The sequence below is a fragment of the Pseudonocardia oceanicola genome (assembly GCF_047200735.1).
GTDB lineage: Bacteria > Actinomycetota > Actinomycetes > Mycobacteriales > Pseudonocardiaceae > Pseudonocardia.
In genome coordinates, this window is sequence record NZ_JBJZON010000017.1 from 50,152 (window position 1) to 71,594 (window position 21,443).

At 72.2% G+C, this 21,443-nt stretch carries 20 protein-coding genes; 8 read left to right on the forward strand and 12 right to left on the reverse strand.

Annotated features, from left to right (window positions below):
* The first annotated feature begins 138 nt into the window (after positions 1-138).
* A complete protein-coding gene (locus tag ACL02T_RS22490; protein WP_412832718.1) occupies positions 139-1,350 on the forward strand; it encodes a CaiB/BaiF CoA transferase family protein in 1,212 nt (403 codons plus the stop codon).
* A gap of 64 nt (positions 1,351-1,414) precedes the next feature.
* Here ACL02T_RS22490 and ACL02T_RS22495 read toward each other — a convergent pair whose 3' ends face one another.
* Complete coding sequence (locus ACL02T_RS22495) at positions 1,415-2,584, reverse strand: CaiB/BaiF CoA transferase family protein (protein WP_412832719.1); 1,170 nt, start codon at positions 2,582-2,584, stop codon at positions 1,415-1,417.
* Positions 2,581-3,363: an IclR family transcriptional regulator gene (locus tag ACL02T_RS22500; RefSeq protein WP_412832720.1), complete on the reverse strand. Its 783-nt coding sequence runs from the start codon at positions 3,361-3,363 to the stop codon at positions 2,581-2,583. Before ACL02T_RS22500 ends, ACL02T_RS22495 begins: the two co-directional genes overlap by 4 nt.
* 186 nt (positions 3,364-3,549) lie before the next feature.
* On the opposite strand from ACL02T_RS22500, the gene ACL02T_RS22505 reads away from it, so the two are divergent.
* The 4 genes from ACL02T_RS22505 (at position 3,550) to ACL02T_RS22520 (ending at position 6,730) form a co-directional block, all read left to right on the forward strand.
* Complete coding sequence (locus ACL02T_RS22505; RefSeq protein ID WP_412832721.1) at positions 3,550-4,041, forward strand: ester cyclase; 492 nt, start codon at positions 3,550-3,552, stop codon at positions 4,039-4,041.
* A gap of 83 nt (positions 4,042-4,124) precedes the next feature.
* A complete protein-coding gene (locus ACL02T_RS22510; RefSeq protein WP_412832722.1) occupies positions 4,125-5,357 on the forward strand; it encodes a cytochrome P450 in 1,233 nt (410 codons plus the stop codon).
* On the forward strand, positions 5,354-5,551 hold the full coding sequence (locus tag ACL02T_RS22515; RefSeq protein WP_412832723.1) for a ferredoxin: 198 nt from the start codon (positions 5,354-5,356) through the stop codon (positions 5,549-5,551). The genes ACL02T_RS22510 and ACL02T_RS22515 overlap by 4 nt, the downstream gene beginning before the upstream one ends.
* Positions 5,552-5,575: 24 nt before the next feature.
* Positions 5,576-6,730 (forward strand): acyl-CoA dehydrogenase family protein, encoded by a 1,155-nt coding sequence (locus ACL02T_RS22520; RefSeq protein ID WP_412832814.1) that lies wholly within the window; start codon positions 5,576-5,578, stop codon positions 6,728-6,730.
* A 244-nt stretch (positions 6,731-6,974) separates the two neighbouring features.
* Here ACL02T_RS22520 and ACL02T_RS22525 read toward each other — a convergent pair whose 3' ends face one another.
* From ACL02T_RS22525 to ACL02T_RS22545, 5 genes are all read right to left on the reverse strand, one after another.
* A complete protein-coding gene (locus tag ACL02T_RS22525) occupies positions 6,975-7,706 on the reverse strand; it encodes an ABC transporter ATP-binding protein (protein WP_412832724.1) in 732 nt (243 codons plus the stop codon).
* Positions 7,703-9,571: a branched-chain amino acid ABC transporter ATP-binding protein/permease gene (locus ACL02T_RS22530; RefSeq protein WP_412832725.1), complete on the reverse strand. Its 1,869-nt coding sequence runs from the start codon at positions 9,569-9,571 to the stop codon at positions 7,703-7,705. Before ACL02T_RS22530 ends, ACL02T_RS22525 begins: the two co-directional genes overlap by 4 nt.
* A complete protein-coding gene (locus tag ACL02T_RS22535) occupies positions 9,564-10,430 on the reverse strand; it encodes a branched-chain amino acid ABC transporter permease (protein WP_412832726.1) in 867 nt (288 codons plus the stop codon). Before ACL02T_RS22535 ends, ACL02T_RS22530 begins: the two co-directional genes overlap by 8 nt.
* A 10-nt stretch (positions 10,431-10,440) precedes the next feature.
* Complete coding sequence (locus ACL02T_RS22540) at positions 10,441-11,634, reverse strand: ABC transporter substrate-binding protein (protein WP_412832727.1); 1,194 nt, start codon at positions 11,632-11,634, stop codon at positions 10,441-10,443.
* A 296-nt stretch (positions 11,635-11,930) separates the two neighbouring features.
* Positions 11,931-12,584, reverse strand: a complete 654-nt coding sequence (locus ACL02T_RS22545) for a TetR/AcrR family transcriptional regulator (protein WP_412832728.1) — start codon at positions 12,582-12,584, stop codon at positions 11,931-11,933.
* Positions 12,585-12,688: 104 nt separating this feature from the next.
* On the opposite strand from ACL02T_RS22545, the gene ACL02T_RS22550 reads away from it, so the two are divergent.
* On the forward strand, positions 12,689-13,603 hold the full coding sequence (locus ACL02T_RS22550) for an MBL fold metallo-hydrolase (protein WP_412832729.1): 915 nt from the start codon (positions 12,689-12,691) through the stop codon (positions 13,601-13,603).
* A 5-nt stretch (positions 13,604-13,608) separates the two neighbouring features.
* Here ACL02T_RS22550 and ACL02T_RS22555 read toward each other — a convergent pair whose 3' ends face one another.
* From ACL02T_RS22555 to ACL02T_RS22575, 5 genes are read right to left on the reverse strand one after another with little or no spacing between them, the layout of a single operon-like run.
* Positions 13,609-15,147 (reverse strand): long-chain-fatty-acid--CoA ligase, encoded by a 1,539-nt coding sequence (locus ACL02T_RS22555; RefSeq protein ID WP_412832730.1) that lies wholly within the window; start codon positions 15,145-15,147, stop codon positions 13,609-13,611.
* A 13-nt stretch (positions 15,148-15,160) separates the two neighbouring features.
* Positions 15,161-16,339 carry an acyl-CoA dehydrogenase family protein gene (locus ACL02T_RS22560; RefSeq protein ID WP_412832731.1) on the reverse strand — a complete coding sequence of 393 codons (1,179 nt, stop codon included), beginning with the start codon at positions 16,337-16,339 and terminating at the stop codon, positions 15,161-15,163.
* A 59-nt stretch (positions 16,340-16,398) separates the two neighbouring features.
* Positions 16,399-17,235, reverse strand: a complete 837-nt coding sequence (locus tag ACL02T_RS22565; protein ID WP_412832732.1) for a 3-hydroxyacyl-CoA dehydrogenase family protein — start codon at positions 17,233-17,235, stop codon at positions 16,399-16,401.
* Positions 17,220-18,173, reverse strand: coding sequence for an alpha/beta hydrolase (locus ACL02T_RS22570; protein ID WP_412832733.1), 954 nt, complete (start codon positions 18,171-18,173; stop codon positions 17,220-17,222). The genes ACL02T_RS22565 and ACL02T_RS22570 overlap by 16 nt, the downstream gene beginning before the upstream one ends.
* The gene (locus tag ACL02T_RS22575; RefSeq protein WP_412832734.1) at positions 18,170-18,979 is read right to left on the reverse strand and encodes a nuclear transport factor 2 family protein; all 810 of its coding nucleotides are present in this window, start codon (positions 18,977-18,979) and stop codon (positions 18,170-18,172) included. The genes ACL02T_RS22570 and ACL02T_RS22575 overlap by 4 nt, the downstream gene beginning before the upstream one ends.
* Before the next feature lie 173 nt (positions 18,980-19,152).
* Between ACL02T_RS22575 and ACL02T_RS22580 the strand changes: the two genes are divergently transcribed.
* Positions 19,153-19,962 carry a crotonase/enoyl-CoA hydratase family protein gene (locus ACL02T_RS22580; RefSeq protein ID WP_412832735.1) on the forward strand — a complete coding sequence of 270 codons (810 nt, stop codon included), beginning with the start codon at positions 19,153-19,155 and terminating at the stop codon, positions 19,960-19,962.
* A gap of 332 nt (positions 19,963-20,294) precedes the next feature.
* Complete coding sequence (locus ACL02T_RS22585; protein WP_412832736.1) at positions 20,295-21,440, forward strand: sugar ABC transporter substrate-binding protein; 1,146 nt, start codon at positions 20,295-20,297, stop codon at positions 21,438-21,440.
* Positions 21,441-21,443: the final 3 nt, after the last annotated feature.

Sequence of the window (21,443 nt, forward strand, 5' to 3'; positions counted from 1 at the left end):
AGCTCGACTTCTCGAAGGATCCAACCGTTGTGGGGGCGGGCGCGTCAAGCGATCCCGCTTGACTCGTACCCTCGGTCGGATCTACACCGTCTCGAAACAAGTTTCGACATTTCGCTCGATCGGCGAAGGAGCCGCAGTATGTCGCCGCAGCCCGCCCCCTCCCCGTCCGGCCCTCTCGCGGGGCTTCGGGTCGTGGAGAGTGCATCGATCGTCCTCGGGCCGCTGACCTGCCAGTACCTGGCAGCGATGGGCGCCGACGTGATCAAGGTCGAGCCGCCCGAGGGCGATCTGACCCGCCGCATCGGCCCCCGCCGCACCGAGGGCATGGGGGCGCTCTTCCTCACGAACAACCGCAACAAGCGCAGCGTGGTCCTCAACCTCAAGACCGCGGGCGGGCGCGACGTGCTGCACCGGCTCGTCGACACCGCGGACGTGTTCGTCCACTCCGTGCGCACCGCCGCCGCGCGACGGCTCGGCCTGGAGTACGAGGCGCTCTCCGCCCGCAACCCCGGGCTGGTCTTCTGCCACGTCGCCGGGTTCTCCGACCACGGCCCGTACGGCCCGAAGCCCGCCTACGACGACATCGTCCAGGCGCTGAGCGGGCTGGCGATGCTGCAGCGCGTGGTGACCGGCGAGCCGCGCTACGTGCCGTCGATCCTCGCCGACAAGATCACGGCGGTGCACGCGACCTTCGCCATCGCCGCCGCGCTCGTCGAGCGCGCCCGCTCCGGTCTGGGCCAGGCGGTGGACGTCACGATGCTGGAGACGATGGTGGCGTTCACCAGCGCGGAGCACCTGTGGGGACACGCGTTCGAGCCGCCGCTGGGATCGATGGGCTACGAGCCCGTGGCCACGGCGGCGCGCAGGCCCTTCCGGACCGCGGACGGCTACCTCGCCTTCATGCCGTACTCCGACGCGCAGTGGGTGCGGTTCTTCGAGATCGTCGGGCGCGACGACGTGCTGGCCGATCCCCGCTACACCACCCTCGCGGGCCGCCAGCAGAACGTGGCGCTCGTCTGGGACGAGCTCGGCATCGAGCTGGCGAAGCGGCCCACGGCCGAGTGGGTCGAGCTGCTCGAGAACGAGGACATCCCGTTCGCCCAGGTCAACTCCCTGGAGGACCTGCTCGACGATCCGCACCTGGCCGCCACCGGCTTCTGGCAGACCCTCGGCGACCCCGCGGGCGGGCTGCTGCGGGTGCCCGGGTCGGGGACCGCGTTCTCCCGCTCGGAGATCGCGCCCGCGGCCGTTCCGCCCCGCCTGGGCGCCGACACCCACGCCGTCCTCGACGACCTGGGGCTCACGGCGGACGAGGTCGGGGCGCTCACCGCCGAGGGCGCCCTGGGCTGACCCGTGGTCGCGGGCCCGGAGCGTCCGGGCCCGCGTCCACAGGACCAGCGGGGATCGGGGCGGGTCAGCCGAAGGCGCCCGCGGCACCCAGCTCGGCGATCCGCTCGTCGGTCAGCCCGAGCTCGCCGAGGATCTCGGCGGTGTGCTCGCCCGGGCGGGACCGGGGCCGCGCCACGGCGCCCGGGGTGCGGGAGAACCGCGGCGCGGGGGCCGGTTGCACGACGCCGTCGACCTCGACGAACGCCTCACGGGCGACATGGTGCGGGTGGGCGGGGGCCTCGGACATCCGCAGCACCGGGGAGAAGCAGGCGTCGGTGCCCTCCAGCGCCTCGCACCACTCGTCCCGGGTGCGTGTGCGGATCACGTCGGCGATCGCCTTCGTCGCCGTCGGCCAGCCCTCCCGGTCCCACTGGGCGGGGAGCCGGCCGGCGAGGCCCAGCCGCTCCAGGAGGTCGGCGTAGAAGCGGTCCTCCATCGCGGCGAGCGCGACGTACTCGCCGTCCGCCGTCTCGTAGACGTCGTAGAAGTGCGAGCCGCCGTCGTTGACGTTGGACTCCCGCTCCTCGACCCACACCCCGCGGCCCAGCAGCTCGTACGGCATCGCCATTTGGTAGGCGACGCCATCGATCATCGCCGCGTCGACGACCTGCCCGCGCCCGGAGCGGCTCGTCTCCAGCAGGCCCGCCAGCAGCCCGGACATGATGAGCATCCCGCCGCCGCCGAAGTCGCCGACGATGTTCAGCGGCGGCGCGGGCGGCAGGGCGCGGCGCCCCAGCGGCGCCAGGGCACCCGCGAGCGCGAGGAAGTTGAGGTCGTGGCCCGCCACCCGGGCGTAGGGACCCTCCTGCCCCCAGCCGGTCACCCGGCCGTACACGAGCCGCGGGTTGCGCTCGAGGCAGACCTCGGGGCCGAGTCCCAGTCGTTCCATGACGCCCGGTCGGAAGCTCTCGATCAGCGCGTCCGCCCCCGCGACGAGGTCCAGCGCGGTGGCGAGGCCCTCCGGTCGCTTGAGGTCCAGCGCGATCGACCGCCGCCCGCGGCCCATGATCCCGTCGGTGACCGAGGCCATGCCCCCCGTGCCCTCGGTGCCGTTCCCGTCGCTCGCGTCCGGCGCCGCCGGGCGGTCCACCCGCACGACGTCGGCACCCAGGTCGCTCAGCATCATCGCGCAGAAGGGGCCCGGTCCGACCCCGGCGAACTCGATCACCCGGAACCCGGCGAGCGGCCCGCTCACAGCCCGGCCACCCGCCCCTCCGGCGCGGCCGGGTGCACCCGGCCGAGATCACGCTCGATCTGCGTCGCGGCCGTCGCGGCGGCGTCGACCAGCTCGCGCTCGGTGCCGGCGTTCATCTGGTTGCTCAGCGCCGAGATGTGGATCGCGGCCACGACGGCCCCGTGGTCGTCCCGGATCGGCACCGCGACCCCGACGACGCCGACGATGGCCTCCTCGCGGCTGACCGCGTAGTCCTGGTCCACGATCCGGTCGAGCTCGGCGGTCAGTTCCTCGTCGGTGACGAGGGTGTGCGAGGTCAGCCGGGGGCGCTCCTCGGCGAACAGCTTGCGGCGCAGCTGGCGGTCGTGGGCGGCGAAGAGCTTGCCCACCGAGGTGGCGTGCAGGAACAGCGACTGGCCGAGCCGGATGTCGACGGTGACCGGCCGCGAGCCCGGGAAGCGGTCGACGTAGGACACGCGCCTGCCGAGGGGGACGGCGAGGTACACGTCGTCCCCGGTCGTGCGGGCGAGCTCGACGAGGTGCCGCCTGCTGATCGCGCGGACCTCGAGGCCGTCCACGATCCGGATGCCCAGCCGGACCGCACGCGGCCCGAGCGTGTAGCGCAGGTCCTCGCGGACCGCCGCCACCTCCGCCGCGACCATCCGCTTGAGCAGGTTGTGGCTGCTGCTCATGGGCAGATCGAGACGCTTGCTGATCTCGGTGACCGTCATCCCGTCGGGCCTGCTGACAAGGAGCTCCAGCACGTCGAAGGTGCGTGAGTACCTGTCGTTGCTGCTCATGGCGCCACCGGCCGCATCGCTTCCCCATCCCGCACGCACCCGATTGTAGCCGGTCGATTCCAGAAACCGGAGGCCCCTTCGAGTTATGGATCCCCCAACCTGGTCGCCAGTGGCCCTTGACACAGTTCCCGCGGCGTCTCTAGGTTCGAGATCCTGAAAGCTCCTTCGAGAAGAGAGGTGTTCCCGATGACTGCGACCACCACCTGGACCGACGCCGAGCGGATCGCGAAGCAGCGCGAGACCGTGAACCTCCACATCAGTCTCGAGAACGCGCAGCAGCAGGACCGCGTGCTCGAGGAGACCTTCGCGACCGAGGGCGTGTTCTACGACGTCGTGCCCGGGGTGACCCACCTCGAGGGCCTCGAGGGCGTCGCCGGCTTCTACGAGATGCTGTTCGCCGTCCTCCCGGACATCCACATCTCGATCTCGCACGAGTACGACGTGCCGGGCTGCTCGGTGCGCGAGGGCGTCGTCACCGGCACCCACTCCGCCGAGTTCGCCGGGGTCCCCGCCTCCGGCAAGCCCGTCAGCTTCGCGTTCTGCGGGCTCTACCTCTTCGGTGACGACCCGACCCGGCTCGTGGCCGAGCGCGCGTACTGGGACAACGACGGCCTGATCAAGCAGATGCGCGGCGAGGAGGTCCCCACGACCGAGATGCCCTGGGGCGACCCGGCCTGATCCCTGCCCGACCGCCGGCCCGTCCGGGCCGCCACTCGTTCGGAGCAAACCTCTCACCACGCAATGACGCAGGGAGACCATCAGTGACCTCGATCGAGGAGACGGCCCCGGGCCGCGACCACTTCACCGACTTCGACCTGGACTCACCCGAGTTCACCGAGGACTACGAGCAGGTCCTGGGCGACCTGGTCGCGAAATGCCCCGTCGCACACAGCAAGGTCGCCGGGGGCTACTACGTCGTCAGCCGGTACGACGACGTCCGGCAGTGCGCCCAGGACTGGGAGACCTTCTCCAGCGAGGGCGGGTTCGAGCCCGGCCGCGGTGGCGAGGGCGGCGCCAAGCTCTACCCCGTCGAGCTCGACCCGCCTTACCAGACCCGGTGGCGGAACGCGCTCGGCCCGTACTTCTCCCCGCGGGCGATCCGTTCCCGCGAGGCGAACATCCGCGAGCAGGTCAATTACCTGATCGACGGGTTCATCGAGAAGGGGCGGGTGGACTTCGTCGAGGAGTTCGCCGCCCACCTGCCGGGTCGGGTGTTCTTCGGCAGCTTCCTGGGCGTTCCGTTCAGCGAGCTGCCGCCGATCCAGAAGGCCACGGACGACGCGATGCGCGGCCCGATGGAGGGCCGCGGCGAGGCGTGGGTCGCGGTCGCGACCTTCCTCGACGGCTACCTGCGCGCCCGCCAGGAGGAGCCCCCGCGCGACGACTTCATCGACGTCATCCTGGCCGGCGTCGAGGACCACGACGGCAACCCCTGCTCGTGGGACCACAAGCTCTATGTGCTGACTGACCTGCTCGCGGGCGGTATCGGCACCACCACCTACCTGCTCGCCGGGATCGCGCACCACCTGGCGACCCACCCCGAGGACAGGGCGGCCCTCGCCGAGGATCGCTCGCTGTGGTCGGGCGCGATCGAGGAGTTCATCCGCTACTACGCCTCGATCGTCGCGCTCGGGCGCACGGCGACCAGACCGACGGAGGTCGCGGGCCAGTCGATCGCGGAGGGGGACTTCCTGATGCTGTCCTTCGCGGCGGCGTGCCGGGACCCGAAGTACTTCGAGAACCCCCACGAGATCGACATCCGGCGCAAGATCGCGGTGAATCCCGCCTTCTCGTTCGGACCGCACCGGTGCATCGGGTCGCACATCGCGCGGCTCGAGGCCACGATCAGCCTGGAGGAGATCCTGCGCAGGCTGCCCGACCTCGCCCTGGCCGAGGGCGGCGAGCCGGTGTACAGCAACAGCACGATCGCCCGGAACATGGACAGCCTGGTGGTGACCTTCACCCCGGGCGAGCGCGAAGGGCGGACCGAGTGAAGCACCTTGTCGACGAGGCGCTGTGCGCGGGCCACGGCCTGTGCGCCGCGGTCGCCCCGGCGGTCTACGACCTCGACGACGACGGGCTGAACGCCGCGATCGGCACCATGGTCGCGGTCGCTCCCGGGCAGGAGGGCGCGGCGCGCGAAGGCGCGGCGGCCTGCCCGGAGCAGGCCATCCGACTGACGGACTAGCAGGCAGAAACCAGGAGCCCCGTGATACCCCGCACGCTCTTCACGGCCGAACACGACCTCTACCGCGACACCGTCCGACGGTTCATCGCCGACGAGGTCCTCCCCCACTACGCCGAGTGGGAGGAGGCCGGGATCGTCCCCCGGGACGTCTGGCTCGCGGCCGGGAAGATCGGCCTGCTCTGCCCGTCGGTGCCCGAGGAGTACGGCGGCGGGGGCGGGGACTTCCTGTACCACGCGGTGATGATCGAGGAGATGGCCCGGGTCGGGGCGGTCGCCCCGACCTTCTACCTTCAGTCGGACATCATCGCGCCCTATCTCGTGCACTTCGGCACCGAGGAGCAGAAGCGGCGCTGGCTGCCGCGGATGCTCTCCGGTGAGGTCGTGACGGCGGTGGGGATGTCGGAGCCCTCGGGCGGCAGCGACCTGCAGAACCTGCGGACCACCGCCCGCCGTGAGGGCGACGAGTACGTGGTGAACGGCCAGAAGGTGTTCATCACCAACGGCCACACCGCGGACCTGCTCGTGCTCGCGTGCCGCACCAACGACACCCCCGGCGGGCGCGGCGTCAGCCTGCTGCTCGTGGAGACCGACACCCCGGGTTTCCAGCGGGGTCGGAAGCTGGACAAGATCGGGTGCCGGGCCCAGGACACCGCCGAGCTGTTCTTCTCGGACATGCGCGTGCCCGCCGCGAACCTCCTCGGCGAGGAGGGCCGCGGGTTCGTCCACCTGATGACGGAGCTGGCCCAGGAGCGGCTGGTCCAGGCCGTGCGAGCGGTCTCGTCCGCCGAGGCGGCGCTGCAGTGGACGATCGACTACTGCCGGGACCGGGACATGTTCGGGAAGACCCTCGCGGACTTCCAGAACACGCAGTTCGTCCTGGCCCAGCTGCACTCGGACACGCTCGCCCAGCGTGTCCTGGTCGACCGTTGCCTGGAGCTGCACGTCCGCGGCGAGCTCGACGCGGTGGACGCGGCCAAGGTCAAGATGACCACCACCCAGCTGCAGGGCCGGGTGATGGACGAGTGTCTCCAGCTGTTCGGCGGCTGGGGCTACATGACGGAGTACCCGATCGCCCGCGCCTTCGTCGACGCCCGGATGACCCGGATCGGCGGCGGTTCGATCGAGGTCATGAAGCACATCATCGGGCGTGCTCTGGTCAAGGACGCCCGACGTCCCTGAGCCGGTGGGGTGGGCGGGCACGGGGACCGTGTCGCCCACCCCGCCGGCTCCCCTCGTCACGGGCCCGGTCCCCTCGTGGGGCCGGGCCCGATCCGTGTGCCGGTCGGGCGGGCCCGCGCCCACGACGACGGGCCCGACGGTCGTCTCGTGACGGCGGCGGAGCCACCGCCCGGTTCGACCACCGGGCCCGCGGAGGGGGTCTCGCTCCGCGGCCTCCGCGGCCCGCGGCCTCGGAGTCGCTCGCTCAGCGGGTGTCGCGGACCGCGGACCCGCCCAGATAGACCTCCTGCACCACGGGGTCGGCGGCCAGCTCGGCCGAGGTCCCCTCCCGGACCACCGTGCCGGAGCGGAGCAGGTAGCCGCGGTCGGCCAGCTCCAGCGCCGCGCGCGCGTTCTGCTCGACCAGCACGATCGTCAGCCCCTCCTCGCGGAGCGTGGCGAGGGCGTCCATGATGCGTTCCACCATCTGGGGTGCCAGACCGAGGCTGGGTTCGTCGAGCAGCATGACCCGTGGCGCCACGATCATCGCCCGACCGATCGCGAGCATCTGCTGCTCGCCTCCGGACAGGGTGCCCGCGAGCTGGCGGCGGCGCTCGCGCAGCCGCGGGAACAGTGTGTAGACGTGCTCGAGGTCGTCGTCGAGGCCCTTCTCCCGCCGGCGGACGTACCGCCCCAGGACGAGGTTGTCCTCGACCGCGAGGGAGGCGAAGACCTGCCTGCCCTCGGGCACCAGGACGAGCCCCTTCCGGACGAGCGCGGGCTGGGCCAGTGCGGTGGTGTCCTCGCCGTCCACGAGGATCTGACCGGACCGGGGCCGGAGCGCCCGGCTGACCACGTTGAGCAGGGTGGACTTGCCGGCTCCGTTCGGCCCGATGATCGTGACGATCTCACGGGGCCGCACGGACAGGGAGACTCCGCGGAGGACCTCGGCCCGCCCGTAGGCGAACTCGAGGTCCTGGACCTCCAACGCCGTCATCGGGCCGCCTTCCGGGTCGGGGACGCGCCGAGGTAGGCCTCGACCACTGCGGGGTCGTCCTGCACCTCGGCCGGGGTGCCCACGCGCAGCGTCGCACCGAAGTGGATCACCTGGACGCGGTCCGCCACGGACATCACGAAGTCCATGTCGTGCTCGATCACCACGATGGCGAGCCCGCGTTCCCGCAGTTGCAGAAGCGTCGCAGCGAGCTCGGCCTTCTCGGAGCCGTTGAGGCCCGCGCCCGGCTCGTCGAGCAGCAGCACGGATGGCTCCCGGGCCAGTGCCCGCGCCACCTCGACCAGCTTCTGCCTGCCCAGCGACAGGGTGTCGACGCGCTGCTCGGCGAGCGACGCGAGCCCGATCTCGGCCAGGGCGCGGTCCGCGCTCTCGCCCATCCGGTGCTCCTCACGCACGGCGGACGGGGTGGGCAGGGCCGCCTGGAGCATCCCGGTCCGCCCCACCAGGTGCGCGCCGACCATCACGGTCTCCCGCACCGACATGTCGCCGAACAGGCTCGGCGTCTGGAAGCTGCGCGCCATGCCGTGGCGGGCGAACACGTGCGCTGCGCGGCCGGTGACCGCCGTGCCGCCCAGGCTGACCGTCCCCGAGGTCGGGCGCAGGTTGCCGGAGACCAGGTTCAGCAGGGTCGACTTGCCCGCCCCGTTCGGTCCGATCACGGCGAGCACCTCCCCCGCGTGCGCAACGAGGTCCACCCCGTCCACGGCACGCACCCCGCCGAAGTCCTTGACGAGCCCGCGTGCCTCCACCACGGCCGGTCCGATCGGGCGGCGCTCCGTGGGCGGCGGGGCGGGCGGCGCCAGGGGTGGAGTCTCGTCCACCGTCGGACGCCGGCGGGCCCGGATCCCGTGCCACAGCACCGACACGCCGCCCACGATCCCGCTCGGCCAGATGACGAGGACCAGGACCAGCACGATGCCGAGGACCAGCGTCTCCGCCGGGCCCACCGAGCCTGCGCCGAACACCGCGGGAAGCGCGGTCTCGATGCCGTTGCGCAGCAGCGTCATCACGATCGCCCCGGCCACAGCGCCCCACGGCGAGGCGAGCCCGCCGATGACCGCGATGGAGAGGATGTCGATCGAGCGCAGCACGTCGAACGGCGCCGGGTTGAGGTAGAGCAGCTGGTGGGCGAACACCGACCCCGCGACACTGCCGAGGAATGCCGAGCCCGCGAAGACCCGCGTCTTGGCCCAGCCGACGTCCACCCCGCTCGCCGCCGCGGCTGCCTCGTGGGCCCGCACGGCGCGCAGCGCCCGCCCGTCCCGGCTGCGCCGGATCCGCAGCACTGACCACAGCGCCAGCCCGACGATGCCCCACACCAGCAGGAACTGGCTCTCCAGCCCGTCGAAGACGAGGGACCCGATGCCGAACGGCGGGATGCCGCCGAAGCCGGTCGCGCCGCCGGTCAGCCCCAGGTTGTTGACCACCAGCGAGAAGATCTGGGTGAGCGCGAGAGTGGCCATGGCGAGGAAGTGTCCGCGCAACCGGAAGATCGGTCGACCGAGCAGGTACGCGAGGCCGACGGTGAACGCCGCCGAGACCACGAGCGCGGCGACCGGCGGCCACCCCGCGTTCGCGGTCAGCAGGCCACTGCCGTAGGCGCCGAGCCCGAAGAACGCGGCCTGGGCGAGCGAGAACTGGCCACCGAACCCGGTGACGAGCACCAGGCCCATCGCCAGCAGCGCGTCGATCCCCACCGTGGCGGCGAGGCCCAGCGTGTAGGGGTCCGCGACCAGCGGCACCAGGGCGAGGACCACAAGGTAGGCGACGACCCCGGCGGGTCGTCGCCAGGCCGGCGCCGACGCCGCCGAGACCGCCGTCGACGGCGAGGTCGAGAGGTCAGACACGCTCACTCACCCGCAACCGTGTCAGGCCGCTCGGGCGAGCGATCAACAACACCACCAACAGCAGCAACACGACGACCTCCTGGTAGGCCGTGGAGATCGACGAGGCGACGAAGGACTCGACGATGCCGACCAGCACGCCGCCGACGACGGCGAGCCCGATCCGGTCGAAGCCGCCGAGCACCGCGGCGATGAACGCCTTCAGGGACAACCCCAAACCGGCGGCGGCGCTGGCGAAGGTCAGCGGCGCGCCGACCGCGCCGATGAAGGCGGTCAGCGCCCCGCTGAGCGCGAAGGCGATCATCGCCATGCGCACGACGCTGATACCGACCACGCCGGCCGCGTACCGGTTGACCGCGCACGCGCTCAGCGCGCGCCCGGTGGTCGACCGGTCCAGCAGGAGCTTCAGACCGAGCGCGAGCACGATCGACAGGCCGAGCAGCCACAGCGTCTGGTAGGCCACGACCGCGGGGCCGATGTGCAGCGGGCCGCCCTCGGTGAAGGGCGGCATCGCGTAGGGCTGCGACCCGAACACCAGCTGGGCGAGCGAGCGCACGACCAGGGCTGCTGCGAGCGTCGCGATGGTCTGGACCAGCAGCCCGTGGCGGCGCAGCGGATGGACCACCGCGACGTAGAGCAGGAGCCCGAAGAGGGCGCCGACCAGGGCGGCGAACACCGCCGCGAGGATCGGCGGCAGCGCCCGCGAGCCGACGACGGCGGCGAACCCGCCGACCATCGCCAGCTCGCCCTGAGCGAAGTTGACCATGCCCGTGATCCGGTGGATGAGGACGAAGCCCGCACCCACGATCCCGTAGACGAGGCCGACCGACAGACCGGTGAAGACGTCCTGGAGCAGGTTCACGAGAGGCCGATCAGTAGGACTGGACGAGGGTGAAGGCGCCGTTCTGCACCCGGATGATCGCGAGCCCCTCGATGCCCGTCGGGCCGTGGCGCTGCGCGCTGTAGTTGTAGACCGCGAGGTTGCCCGAGATCCCCTTCAGGCCCTCCAGTCCCGTCCGGATGGACTCCCGGATGTCCTGCACCGCGCTCGTCTGGGCAGGGATCGTCTTCATCGCCTCGGCGAGCAGCATTGCGGAGTCCCATCCGCTGGCTGCGTACTGGGAGGGCGCCTCGCCTTCGTAGGCCGCCTTGTAGGCCGCCACGAAGTCCGTGAGCACGCCGCGCTGCGGGTCGTCCGCGGCGACCTGGTCCGCGACCAGAACCTTCGAGCCCTGCAGCAGGGTGCCCTCGACGGAGCTCCCGCCGAGGTGCAGGTACTCCGAGCTGGCGGCGCCAGGGGCCTGGAGCAGGTGGGCCGGGAAGCCGGAGTCCCGCACGTTGCGCGCGACGACGGCGTTGGCCGGGTTGACGCACCACACGAGCAGCGCGTCCGGGTTGCCGCCCCGCAGCGCGGAGAGCTGGGCCGTGACGTCCGTCGCCGTCGGCGAGAACACCTCCGAGCCGACCAGCTGCAGGCCGGGGAACTCACCGATGACCTGCGGCAGCGCCTTCGCCGGGTCCTGACCGTAGCCGTTGTTCGACGACAGCATCGCGATCCGGGTCCAGCCCTGCTCCTGCGCGTACTTGAGCTGGGCGCGCAGCGAGTCGGTGCTGTCCGGGAACTCCTTGAACATGTAGGTCGACTCGGCGGCGGGTTCGATGATGGAGTTCGCCGACGCGATCGCCAGCACCGGAGTCTTGAGCTGGGCAGAGATCGGCCGCAGGGCCGCTGCCTCACCGCTGGAGCTCGGTCCGAGCACCGCCACGACCTGCTCCTGGGTCACCAGCTTGCGCAGCTGGTTGACCGCCTCGGTCTCGTTGCTGCCGGTGTCCGCGACCACCAGCTGCAGGGGATGCCCGTTGATCCCGCCCGCAGCGTTGACGCGGTCCGCGTAGAGCTGCAACGCCTTCTGCTCCGGTTCGGAGACCGATGCGTACGCCCCGGTGAGACCGAGAAGCACACCGACCTTGTACGGGGCCGAGGACTCGACAGCCCCACCACCCGAACCTCCGCACGCCGCGACCACGGCGATCACCATCGCGACCACCGCCGTGGTGCGGAGCACCGCCCACCTCGCGCCGACTCTGCCGGTCCTCATCGCTCACCCGTCTCCCGTCGTTGGGGCCGCGGCCGCGTGTGGGCCGGCGCTCACCCACGGCCGAGCCGTGCGTACCGAGGGAGCCGGTTCCAAGCGGACACCGCGATCGTCGGGCCGGTCCGGTACGGGGCGCCACCGTGGACAGTGAAGTGGGGCGCCTTCTCGTTTCCGAATCTCGGTTCCCGAAACGGAAGGCTAGGAAGGGGTGTCGACCCTGTCAAGGTCGGAAGCACGCAGCACGGGATCCGACGACGTGGCTCAGGTCAGTTCAATCCCACGTCTCGCACCAGGCCACCGATCAAGGTCTCGGCGTACGCCGCCCCGATCTCCTGCGCGGACACGCTGGACTCGTGCGGATTGAACCAGCGGTTGGTCCACGCGACCATGCCGATGATCCCGTAGGCCACCACCCACGGCTGTGTGTCGACGTGGAAGGAGCCGTCCTCCATGCCGTCCTCGACGATCGCGACGACGGCGTTCTCGTACCGCTTGTTGAAGCGGCTCATCGAGCGCGCCCACTGTGAGCGCTTCGAGAGCTTGGTCAGATCCTCCTGGATGTACACGTACAGATAGGGGTACGCGTCCGCGTAGGAGACCATCAGCTCGGTGACGAGCGTTCGCAGCTTGTCCGCCGGGGTGCCGGGCCCGTGCAGGATCGCCTCCGCCCGCAGGCAGTTCTTCTCCACCGCGTCCCCGACCGCCTGCTGGAACAGCTCCTCCTTGGAGCCCACGTAGTAGTAGATCGTGGCCCGGTCCATGTCCATGACCTCGGCGATGTCGCCGATCTTGGTGCCGCGGTAGCCATCCCGCTTGAAGATCGCGCCCGCGGCCCTGATGATCTCGGCCCGGCGCTCCTGGTAAGCAGCGCTGCCCTCATCGAGCGCCGCGGCGCGCCGCCTGCCGATGCCGCTCGTCATCCGGTCTCCCTCTCCGCACGTGACCGCCGATGATACCGAGCCGGAGTCGCTGAGGAGGCCCCGACTCCCGGCGTCAACACATGTGTTGTGGCAGGCTGGCCCACATGGGCTTACTGGGCGAGCTGATCGAGATCGCCGACGGGGTGTTCGGCTACGTTCAGCCGGACGGCGGGTGGTGGGTGAACAACTCCGGCCTGCTCGTCGGCCGGTCCGGGGTGACCGCGGTCGACTCCTGCGCCACCGAGCGCCGCACCCGCGCCCTGCTCGCGACGGTCGCCGGGGTGTCGCGCGCCCCGGTGCGCACGCTCGTGAACACCCACCACCACGGTGACCACACCTACGGCAACCACCTGTTCGCGGGCGCGACGATCGTGGGGCACGAGGACACCCGGCGCGAGATCCTGCGGTCCGGCCCACCGCGCGGCGGGGACGTGTTCGAGCCGATCGACTTCGGCCACGTCGAGCTCGCGCCGCCGACCGTCACCTACCGGGACGGGATCACACTCTGGACGGACGACACGCGGTGCGAGGTCCGGCACGTGGGCCGGCCCGCGCACACCACGAACGACAGCATCGTCTGGCTGCCGGAGCAGGGCGTGCTGTTCGCGGGAGACCTCCTGTTCGCCGGGGGAACCCCGTTCGCGGTGATGGGCTCGGTCGCCGGTGCGCTCGCGGTGTGCGACGAAGTCCTCCGTCCGCTCGGCGCCACCACGGTCGTCCCCGGACACGGGCCGGTCACCGGGCCGGGCGTCGTCGACGAGGTGGCCGGGTACCTGCGGTACGTGCTCGACCTGGCCGGGCGCGCCCGGGCGGCGGGCCTGAGCCCGCTCGCGGCGGCCCGGGAGGCCGACCTGGGTGACTACGCCGCGTGGCGCGAGCCCGAGCGGCTCGTCGGCAACCTGCACCGCGCCTACGCCGAGCTGGACGGCGCGTCGCCCGGCGCCCGGATCGACGTCCGGGCCGCCATGCGGGACATGGTGACCCTGAACGGCGGGTGCCCGCTGCATTGCACCGCCTGAGCGGCTCACGGCCAGTACGGGGCGCGCAGCGTCTTCTTCAGCACCTTCCCGGAGGCGTTGCGCGGCAACACGTCTACCACGTCCACCGACGTCGGGCACTTGTAGTGGGCGAGCCTGCCGCGGGCGAACTCGATGATCTCCGCCTCGACCACCTCGGCCCCGGCGACCGGGACGACGACCGCTTTGACCGTTTCCCCCCACCGCTCCGACGGCACGCCGATCACCGCGACGTCCGCCACGGCCGGATGGGCCGCCACCGCATTCTCGACCTCGGCGGGATAGATGTTCTCCCCACCGGAGATGATCATGTCCTTGATCCGGTCGTGGAGGTAGAGGTAGCCCTCCTCGTCCCGGTAGGCGGCGTCCCCGGTGCACAGCCAGCCGTCCGGGGTGAGGGTGGCCGCGGTCTCCTCCGGCCGGTGCCAGTACCCCGGCATGTTCTGCCCGCCGCGCACCCGGATCTCCCCCACCCGCCCCGGCTCCACGACCGTGCCGGTCGCCGGGTCCACGACCTCGAGCTCCATCCACGGCAGCGGCCGCCCTATCGAGCGGAGCAGGTGCGACCGGGGTCCCCCGGGGTCGTGGTCCTCGGGGGCCATGGTCACCACCGTGCCCGCGGTCTCGGTCATCCCGTAGACCGCGAGGAAACCACACCCCAGCGTGTCCATCGCCCGGGTCAGCAGCGCCTCGGTCATCGGGGCCCCGCCGTAGGCGATGCACTCCAGGCTGGACAGGTCGGCCGTACCGATGCGCGGCGAGGCGAGGATGGTCTGGATCATCGCCGGGACCACGAAGGCGTGCGTGACCCGGTGCCGCTCGATCGCGTCGACCATCACGGTGGGACTGACCTCGGGGAGCAGGATCGTGTGACCGCCCTGTCCCAGCGTGGTGAGCCCGTAGCCGGTCCCTCCGATGTGGAACAACGGGGACGGCACCAGGTTGACCGAGTCCGGACCCATTCCGTAGAACTCGCGGCCCATCTTCGGGGTCCAGGCGAGGTTGGCGTGGGTCAGCCGGGCGCCCTTGGGCACGCCCGTGGTGCCCGAGCTGTAGAGCTGCAGCACCACGTCGTCGGGCTCGGCGCGATGCTCGGGCGGTGAGGGGGACTCCCGCTCGACCCACTGCTCGTAACCGCTCCCCAGCACGACGGGGTCCGCGAGGTCGGGCGGGAGGAGGGCCACCTCCCGCTCCCCCGCGACGACGACACCCGCCTCGGCGTCGGCCAGGATCTCGGCGATCTCCGCCGGTGCCAGCCGCCAGTTCAGGGCCACCAGCACCACGCCCGCGCGGGCCGCGCCGAACAGCAGCTCGTGGAACTCCGGGGTGTTGCGCAGGAGCACCGCCAGCCGGTCGCCGGGCTCCAGACCGCTGCGGCGCAGTGCCCGGGCGACCTGGTTCGCCCGGGCCTCGAGCTGCCCGAAGGTCAGGGTGCGCTCCCCCAGGGTCACCGCCGGCCGGTCCGCGCCGAGGCCGGCGACCCGGGTCAGCAGGTCCCCGAGCGAGGCGTCCAGCGGGATCGTGGTCGGGTCCGTCGTCATCGACATCGTCGCCCCCTGACTAGTAGCTCTTCGGCAGGCCGAGGTTGTGCTGGGCGACATGGTTGAGCACCATCTCGCGGCTGACCGGCGCGGTCCGGAACATCCGCGCCGTGAACCACAGGTCGGACAGGCCGTACTCGTTCGACAGGCCGTTGCCGCCGTGAACCTGGATGGCCTGGTCCAGCGCCTGGACGACGGCCTCCCCGGCGGCGTACTTCGCGATCGTCGAGGCGCTGCCCGCATCCGCCCCGGCGTCGGTCAGCTCGGCGGCGTGCATCGTCATCAGCCGAGCGAGCTGCACGTCGACGAAGGCCTTCGCCAGCGGGTGCGACACCCCCTGGTGCGCGCCGATCGGTGTGGACCAGACGGTCCGCTCCGCGGCGTAGCGCGCCGCCCGGGACAGCGCGTAGCGCGCGATACCGTTGGCCTGGCTCGCCGCGGTCACGCGCTCGGGGTTCAGCCCCGCGAACACCTGCTTGAGCCCGGCGCCCTCGACTCCGACGAGGTTCTCCTCGGTCACCGGCACGTCGTCGAAGAAGGTGGTGAACTGGTTCTCCGGGATCTGCAGGGCCGAGTCGATCTTCTGGAAGGACAGCCCCGGCGTGCCGGTCGGCACCAGGAACATCGAGATCGGGTGCCTGCCGTTCGGGCCCGGCTCGACACCGCGGCAGACGACGATCACCGCGTCCGCCTCGTCGATCCCGGACGTCCAGTACTTCTGCCCGCGGATCCGCCAGCCGTCGCCGTCCGCGTGCGCGGTCGTGCTGATGTTGTGCGTGTTCGTGCCCGCGTCCGGCTCCGTGATCGCGAAGGCGATCTTCTTGGTGCCCGCCGCGATCCCCGGGAGCCACTCCCGCTTCTGCTCCTCCGACCCGTGGGCCGCCAGCAGCGAGCCCGCGATCGCCGGGGAGATGACGAGCATGAACATCGGGCAGCCCTGGGCGGACGTCTCCTCGATGACGATCGCCAGGTCGACGAGGCCGCCACCGCCGCCGCCCCACTCCTCCGGCAGGTGGACGCCGAGGTAGCCGGCCTGACCCATCTCGGTCCACAGCGCGTCCGGCTTCTCGCCCTTGCGCGTCACCTCCTGGAAGTAGCCGCGGCCGTACCGCCCGACGAGTTTCGCCACGCTCTCCCGCAGCTGTCGACGCTCGTCGGTGTCGATGAGCAGGTCGTCCTGCACGCGTCCGCCGGCCACGTCGCCTCCCTTTCAACAGTGCTGTTGACGCTACTGCGGGCCACGGCCCGCCGTCAACGTCAGGTCCAGTCGTAGAAACCCTGTCCGGTCTTGCGGCCCAGCCGCCCCTCGGCGACCATGCGCTCGAGCAGCGCGGGCGGTGCGTACCGCTCGCCGTACACCGTCGACAGGTGCCGCGCGATGTCCAGCCGCACGTCCAGGCCGACCACGTCGCTGAGCCGCAGCGGCCCGATCGGGTGCCCGTAGGCGAGGACGGCGGCCTTGTCGATGTCCTCCGCCTCGGCGACCCCCTCTTCGAGCATCCGCATGGCCTCGAAGGCCGCGATGTTGTCCAGCCTGCTGGTGGCGAAGCCCGGCACGTCCCGGACCACGATCGACTCCTTGCCGATCGCGGCGGCGTGCGCCCGTGCGGAGACGACCGCCGCCTCCGCCGTCGCCGCTCCGCGCACGACCTCCACCAGCGGCAGCGACCACACCGGGTTGAAGAAGTGCATGCCCAGGAAGTCCGCGGGGCGAGCCAGCCCCGCGGCCAGGGCGTCGATCGAGATCGAGCTGGTGTTGGTGGCCAGCAGCCGCGGTTCCCGCTTCTCCGCCGCCGCGAGGACCTCCCGCTTCAGCGCGGGGACCTCGGGCACGGACTCCACCACCAGCTCGAGGCCGGACGCGAGCGCGTCGACCGAGCTCACCACCGTGAGCAGTCCGGGCAGTGCGTCGGCCGCCGCCCGGTCGAGCCTGCCCCGCTCCGCGCCCGTCCGGGCCCGGTCGGCCAGCGTGCCGACCAGCACGTCGGCCCGGGCCGACTCCGGCTCGACGACCGTGGTCGGGACCCCCGCCGCCGCGAACACGTAGGCGATCCCCTGCCCCATCGTGCCACCGCCGATCACCGCGACGCCCACGTCGCCCCCTTCAGCTCGTCGCCGATCCAGGACACCAGGTCCGCCGCCTGCGGCAGCTCGCCCGCCATCCAGAGGAAACCGTGCACCAGTCCCTCCCACTCGCGCAGCCGGACGTCCACCCCCGCGGACCGCAACCGCTCGGCGTAGACGATCCCCTCGTCGCGCAGCGGGTCCAGCCCGGCCACCGCGATCGACGCGGGCGGCAGCCCCGCCAGGTCGGGCGCCCGAAGCGGGGCCGCCTCCGGCACGACCGCCGCGCCGTCGAGATAGTGCGCCCAGAACCACGCCATGTCCGCCGCGGTGAGCATGAAGCCCTCCGCGTTCTCCGCGTACGAGGGGTGCGCGACCGGGTCCGGCGGTTCGAGCACCGGGTAGACGAGCACCTGGCGGGCGATGGTCGGGCCGCCCCGGTCGCGGGCCATCAGCGCGGTCGCCGCGGCCAGGTTGCCGCCCGCGCTGTCTCCGGCCACGACCAGGCGCGCCGGGTCCCCGCCGAGCTCCGCCGCGTGCTCCGCCGCCCAGGCCGTCGCCGCCAGGGCGTCCTCGACCGGGCCGGGAAACGGCGTCTCGGGGGCCCGGCGGTACTCGACCGAGACGACCACGGCACCGCTCGCCGCGGCGATCTCGCGGCACGGCCGGTCCGCCACCGCGACGCTGCCTGTCACCCAGCCGCCGCCGTGGAGGTACACGACCAGCGGCGCGCCCGCCCCGACGCCCGGGTCGTACACCCGGGCGGGCAGCCGTCCGGCCGCACCGCCCACCAACAGGTCCCGCGTCGCGACGCCGTCCCGCCTCTCGCCCTGCATCCAGCGCGAGGACTCCACGATCCCGCGCGCCCGCAGCACCCCGACCTCGGGATAGGTCCGCATACCCTTGTCCCGCAGGCGGTCGAGCAGGTCCACGACCTCCGGCGCCGGGTTCCGCCGGCTGGGCGTCACGCCCTGGTCGCCTTGCTCAGGACCCGGCGCAGCCCCAGCCGGTCGCGGACCACGTGCCCGGTGACCACCCCGTCCGGCCCGGGGGCGACCAGCCCGACCATGCTGAGCTCGGCCGCCCGCCCGACCGCGGCGTCGACGTCCGGGAGCCCGCCCGCGTACCGACCGCGCTGGACGGCGTGGAAAGCCACCCGCCCACCCGCCGAGAAGACCTCCCGGACCTCGCAGCCCGACACCTCCAGCAACGGGTCGGGGGCGTCCCCGAGGCGGGCGTCGTCCCAGGTCACCCCGGGGCCGACTGGCCCGAGCGCCTCCAGCCAGGCCCGGACCTGCTTCTCGGCGTCCGGGTCCGGCTCCCCGACCGGCTCGGTCCACGGGGCCACCATCGGCGGGTCGACGGGGTCCGCGACCCCGCCGACGAGCTGGCGGCGCCGCGCCAGGTAGTCCTCCTCCACCACGTTGTGCACCAACTGCCCGCCCTCGGCGCGGAAGAGCCCGATCCCGCGCCAGGCCGCGGCGCCGCCCTTGGCCGATGCGCCGTGCTCGGTGAACCGCAGCGCGGCCCGGTCGCCCGCGGCGTACAGCACGTCGTGCACGGTGATGGTCAGCCCGGGGAACTGCGCCAGCTGTCCGGCGGTCGCCGGCGCATAGGCCTCGCGGCCCTCCAGGACCACGCCGCCGATGTGGACGGTGTACCCCGCAGCCATGATCTCCTCGGTCACCGCCACGTCGGCCCGGTCCAGCCAGTCCACCGCGAACCGGCGCATCAGGCCTGCCATCGGGTGGATCGCGATCTCCGACTCGCCCATGAGCCCTCCTGTCGTCAACTCTAGTGTTGAGCACGCGGCCAGTCCTGTCCAGCGGACCGCCCCACCCCGGAACGCGAAGCTGCGGACCGCTTGACACCCCTCGTGCTCAACGACACCGTTGACGTCCAGGAGCCACCGGCGGCCCGCCGGTGCGACGGAGCGCGGAGGTCGGCGTGAGCGGGACGATCGGCGACGACACCAGTGAGACCGTCACCGCGGACGGGCCGGTCCGGACCGACCGGCTCGCGGACGGCGTGCTGGTCATGACCCTCGACCGACCCGAGGCCCGCAACGCCGTCGACGGCGAGACGAGCCGGGCCCTCGGCGCCGCACTCGCCCTGCTGGACTCCGATCCCGGCCTCGCCGTGGGCGTCCTCACCGGCGCGGGCGGCACGTTCTGCGCGGGGATGGACCTGAAGGCCTTCCTGCGCGGGGACAAGCCCGAGATCCCCGGCCGTGGTTTCGGCGGGCTCACCCAGGCGCCGCCGCGCAAGCCGCTCGTCGCCGCCGTCGAGGGCTACGCCCTGGCGGGCGGGTGCGAGCTCGTGCTGGCCTGCGACCTCGTCGTCGCCGCGGAGGACGCCTCGTTCGGCCTCCCGGAGGTGACCCTCGGTCTGATCGCGGGCTCCGGCGGGCTGCTGCGGCTGCCCAGCCGCGTGCCCCGGCAGGTCGCGATGCGGCTGGCGCTGACCGGGGACCGCTTCGGCGCGGTCGACGCGCATACCTGGGGTCTGGTCGGCGAGCTGACCCCACCCGGTGGAGCGCTCGCCGCCGCCGTCGCGCTCGCGGCGCGGATCGCGCGGAACGCCCCCCTCGCGGTCGAGGCGACCAAACGCATCATCGTGGAGTCGCCGGACTGGCCTTCCACCGAGATCTGGGAGCGCCAGCAGGCCGAGCTCGACCGGATCGTCGAGTCGGCCGACGCCCGCGAGGGCGCCTCGGCCTTCGCCGAACGCAGACGCCCGCAGTGGCAGGGTCGCTGAGCGCCTCGTCCTCATCCGCAAGGGGCGACCGACGGGCGAAGCACGTCCGCGGCACCGGGGCCGGTAGGACGGAGATCGGCCGCCTCACCTCGATCGCGGTCCTCGCGAAGGCGAGCGAGTTCCACGCCGTCCCGAGAACGAGGCGTCCCTCCGAGGCCCGGCGCGTGGGAGCCCGCGGCACGGGGACCGGAGTGGTCAACTCCATCGTTGACAGGGTGTGCGACCTTCCGCACAATCCATCCGGGCCGATCGCCAGGGCACCCACACCGCACTCCGTCTTCGCCCTGGCCCAGGCAGGTCCACCCCTCGTGCACGCCAACGGAGGCGACGACGTGATTGCCCGACTCTCCCGCCCTGCCCGGATCGCGGCCGCCGCCCTGGCCGCCGCGAGCCTCGGCCTCACGGCCTGCGGCACCGGCGCGTCCACCGGTTCGTCCACGGCCACTGCCGGGTCCTGTCCCGGTCTCGCCGAGGCCAGATCGGTCGTCGCGCAGTACTCCGCGAACCCCGTCGGGGTCGGTTACGATCTCCCGCTCACCAAGCCCATCCCCGCCGCGCAGCGGATCGCCGCGATCGAGACTCCGGTCCCGATCGCCAAGGCCACCAACGACAACCGCGCCGTGGCCGCGGAGCTACTCGGCTGGAGCGTCGACCGGGTCGTGGCCGACGGCACCCCGGAGGGCCCGGCGAAGGCGATGACCCAGGCGTTGGCACAGAACCCGAACGCGCTGTTCTACTCGGGCTACGACCCCGCGACCGTTCGCGAACCCCTCCAGCAGGCGCTGAACCGCGAGGTTCCCGTCGTCGTCGAGTCGGTGCCGAACAACACCGATCCGGCGATCGTCGGCACCGTCCGGGACGAGCAGAGCAACGACGTGATCGGCAAGCTCACCGCGGCGTTCCTGGTCTCGGACAGCAACTGCACCGCCAATGTCGAGGCCTGGACGGTGCCGAGCCAGCCGATCCTCACCACCTACCAGGCGAGTCTGGAGAAGTGGCTCGGGCAGTGGTGCCCCGAGTGCCGGATGACCGTCAACGACTACGAGTTCTCCGACATCGGCACCAACGTCCCCGGCATGGTCGTCAGCGCGCTGCAGACCAACCCGGACGCCACTTACGTGATCTTCGGCTATGGCGAGTCGACGCTCGGCGTGGACGCCGCGCTCCGCACCGCCGGGCTGGCCGACCAGGTCAAGGTGGGTGGGGCGATCCCCGGACCGGACCAGTTCGAGGGCCTGCGCACCGGCCGGGACGCCTTCTGGGCGACCGACTCCGGACCCGCCCTCGCCTGGAAGGAAACCGACCTGATGATCAGGGCGATGACCGGCGATGACCTGGCCGGCGCCCAGCAGGCGCCGATCCCCGCGCAGCTGCTCACCCCGGAGACCGTCGGCGGCGCCGTATTCGACGCCAACGGCTACTGGATCGGCTACCCGGGCATCGACGAGGCGTACCGGGCCATGTGGCGGATCGGCTGAGCG

What these genes read in the sequence shown, in the direction of transcription:
- ACL02T_RS22490 (WP_412832718.1), top strand. Translation starts at nt 139, where the DNA reads ATGTCGCCGCAGCCCGCCCCCTCCCCGTCCGGCCCTCTCGCGGGGCTT.
- ACL02T_RS22500 (WP_412832720.1), bottom strand. Translation starts at nt 3,363, where the DNA reads ATGAGCAGCAACGACAGGTACTCACGCACCTTCGACGTGCTGGAGCTC.
- ACL02T_RS22505 (WP_412832721.1), top strand. Translation starts at nt 3,550, where the DNA reads ATGACTGCGACCACCACCTGGACCGACGCCGAGCGGATCGCGAAGCAG.
- ACL02T_RS22525 (WP_412832724.1), bottom strand. Translation starts at nt 7,706, where the DNA reads ATGACGGCGTTGGAGGTCCAGGACCTCGAGTTCGCCTACGGGCGGGCC.
- ACL02T_RS22545 (WP_412832728.1), bottom strand. Translation starts at nt 12,584, where the DNA reads ATGACGAGCGGCATCGGCAGGCGGCGCGCCGCGGCGCTCGATGAGGGC.
- ACL02T_RS22550 (WP_412832729.1), top strand. Translation starts at nt 12,689, where the DNA reads ATGGGCTTACTGGGCGAGCTGATCGAGATCGCCGACGGGGTGTTCGGC.
- ACL02T_RS22555 (WP_412832730.1), bottom strand. Translation starts at nt 15,147, where the DNA reads ATGTCGATGACGACGGACCCGACCACGATCCCGCTGGACGCCTCGCTC.
- ACL02T_RS22575 (WP_412832734.1), bottom strand. Translation starts at nt 18,979, where the DNA reads ATGGGCGAGTCGGAGATCGCGATCCACCCGATGGCAGGCCTGATGCGC.